Annotated in this window: 2 protein-coding genes; one reads left to right on the top strand and one right to left on the bottom strand. The window is 45.5% G+C overall.

The annotated features are described in order from the left end of the window. Positions 1-547: 547 nt before the first annotated feature. Complete coding sequence (locus V3S16_RS02855) at positions 548-931, bottom strand: RidA family protein (protein ID WP_413883166.1); 384 nt, start codon at positions 929-931, stop codon at positions 548-550. 249 nt (positions 932-1,180) lie between these two features. Between V3S16_RS02855 and V3S16_RS02850 the strand changes: the two genes are divergently transcribed. Continuing rightward, entirely contained in the window at positions 1,181-2,113 is a 933-nt protein-coding gene (locus tag V3S16_RS02850) for a tetratricopeptide repeat protein (protein ID WP_413883165.1), read from the top strand. The last annotated feature ends 21 nt before the right edge of the window (positions 2,114-2,134 follow it).

Here is a 2,134-nt window from a genome sequence, read left to right as displayed (position 1 = left end):
ATGAAAAGAAGTCCGGCACACCGTATTTTGCAAGCAAATAGTTCACCTGATCGGCAACCCGGGCTGTATCTTCAGAACGAAAACTCTGATCAATCAATTTGGTCAACACAACTTTATCCATGGGATGTGTCATCAGGCGTTACATCTGCATGGCAATCCCTTTCTCTTCTGCGTTCAAAAGCTCATTGGCCCGCTTCTGCCAGGTTGCGGCCAGCGCAGCGGCTTCTTCTACAATCGTGTCATTGTGCGGTATCTTCATGAACAATTCCTCAATCGGCCGGCTATAGCGGTTCTCAAAAATACGTTCCGTTTCCGGCGGCTTACTGAAAATTTGTAAAGTTAACGGTTCAATCGGAACATTATTATGAGAATCGCTATAACTAATTATAACCTTGAGAAGAGGACATGGCAAGCGTGAAAAGAGAGAGATTTTTTATCACGCCTGTCCGCCGTACAAGACTTTGGCAGGCGGGAAAGTCCGAAATTAAAAAAACACGAAATATTGAATCCTTCAAGATAGTCTATGCAAGATTCAGGTAATACGATTTTATCCGCAGTAGGCGATACACTTGATCTCCACTACGGCGCCCTTGGGAAGCGCCCGCACCTCCACCACGGCCCTGGCCGGGCGGTGGTCCGTAAAATATTCGGCATAGATTGCATTGAACGCGGCAAAATTTGTCATGTCGGTCAGAAACACATCGACGGCGGTCACATCTTTTAAACTGCAACCTGCGGCCTGCACGATCTGCCGCAGGTTCTCCAGGGCCTGGCGGGCCTGGGAAGCGCAATCAGGGCCTGTGAGCTCCCCTGTTTCAGGGTCCATTCCTAATTGACCGCTGACAAACAACCAGGAAGCAATTGCTATCCCCTGGGAATACGGTCCAATGGCCGCTGGGGCCTGATCGGTTTGAACGACTCTGGTATCCATGGCAACAACTCCTTGAACTCGAACAAAAATTTACATTTTTCAAAGGTCTCAAATTCCTAGGGCAAGGGCGATTCAGGCCGACTTCATGGCCTTTAAATTTTTGGCATCCTACAAGATTTTGGTTTTTTATGTCAAACTGTTTTTTATCCTGCATATTTCCACAGCAATTAATACCTGCGTGAGGCGATGTTTTGACTTTCCTTTGCTAACTTAGTATAAACGGAATATGATTTTTCAGGAAAGACCGCTATGAAACGATTTTCAAAAATTTTAGCTTTGCTTTTATGCGGCGTTTTCTTTGCGTGCGTAGGTGGAAACTCCGCTCCACAACGGCCTAAGCACCTAACCGCCGGCATGGAAGTACTATCCGAAGGGATTGCTATATATAGCAAGGGGTGTTACCAGCGCTCTTTAGAATACTTTTTCAGGGCGCACGAGTTGTTCTCCGCATCCGATCAACTAAATGGTGTTGCCATGAGCCTCAACAACATCGGCAACATTTACAGAATCATGGGCAACATTGATAGTGCTGTTCTTTTTTTTGATGAATCTTTAGGTATCTATACTGATATCGCAGATCATAAAGGAGTTGTCCAAATTCTATCAAACAAGGCGGCCGTATTAATTCAAGGCGGCCGGCTGGAAGAAGCTGACAAGGTGTTGAGCACGGCTGAAGACATGGCCCTGAAAAACAAACTGGTTTATAATCCGCTTTCAACTAACCGGGGCATCCTTTTTACCAAACAAAAGGATTACAATCGTGCTGAAAAGCTGCTGGAAACAATGCTTGCCAAAGCTGATCGGGCTAACTTAGCTGAGTTTTCAACCGTAAACTTTGCTTTTGGAAAGCTGATGTTTGAAACCGGGCGCAATGAAGAGGCGGTTGAATTCTTTGAAACAGCGCTGGCTGTTGATCGTACAGCTGGATTCTACAAAGGTATTGCCGATGATCTGGCGGCCATTGGTTCGGCTTATTTGAGCCTGGAGAAAAACGAACTTGCTGCGGATTTCTTTAAGCGCAGTATCAAGATTTACGCCCTTATCGAGAACGGTAAAAAAGTCGAAGACATACTGGAAAAATTAGAAAATATATCAAAAACGAGTGGGATTGATATCAGGGTAACATTACATTTTGTAAACCTATGGATCGAAGGGGAAACCCTAGAAAGTCCCTGCCGATAAAAAAACCACCAGGCCGCGAAC

Origin of the sequence: Candidatus Desulfatibia sp. (genome assembly GCF_036446775.1) — a bacterium.
In the GTDB taxonomy this organism is placed as follows: Bacteria; Desulfobacterota; Desulfobacteria; order Desulfobacterales; family UBA11574; genus Desulfatibia_A.
Note: the sequence above shows the minus strand (reverse complement) of the source record. Positions and strands in the feature narration are given on the sequence as shown.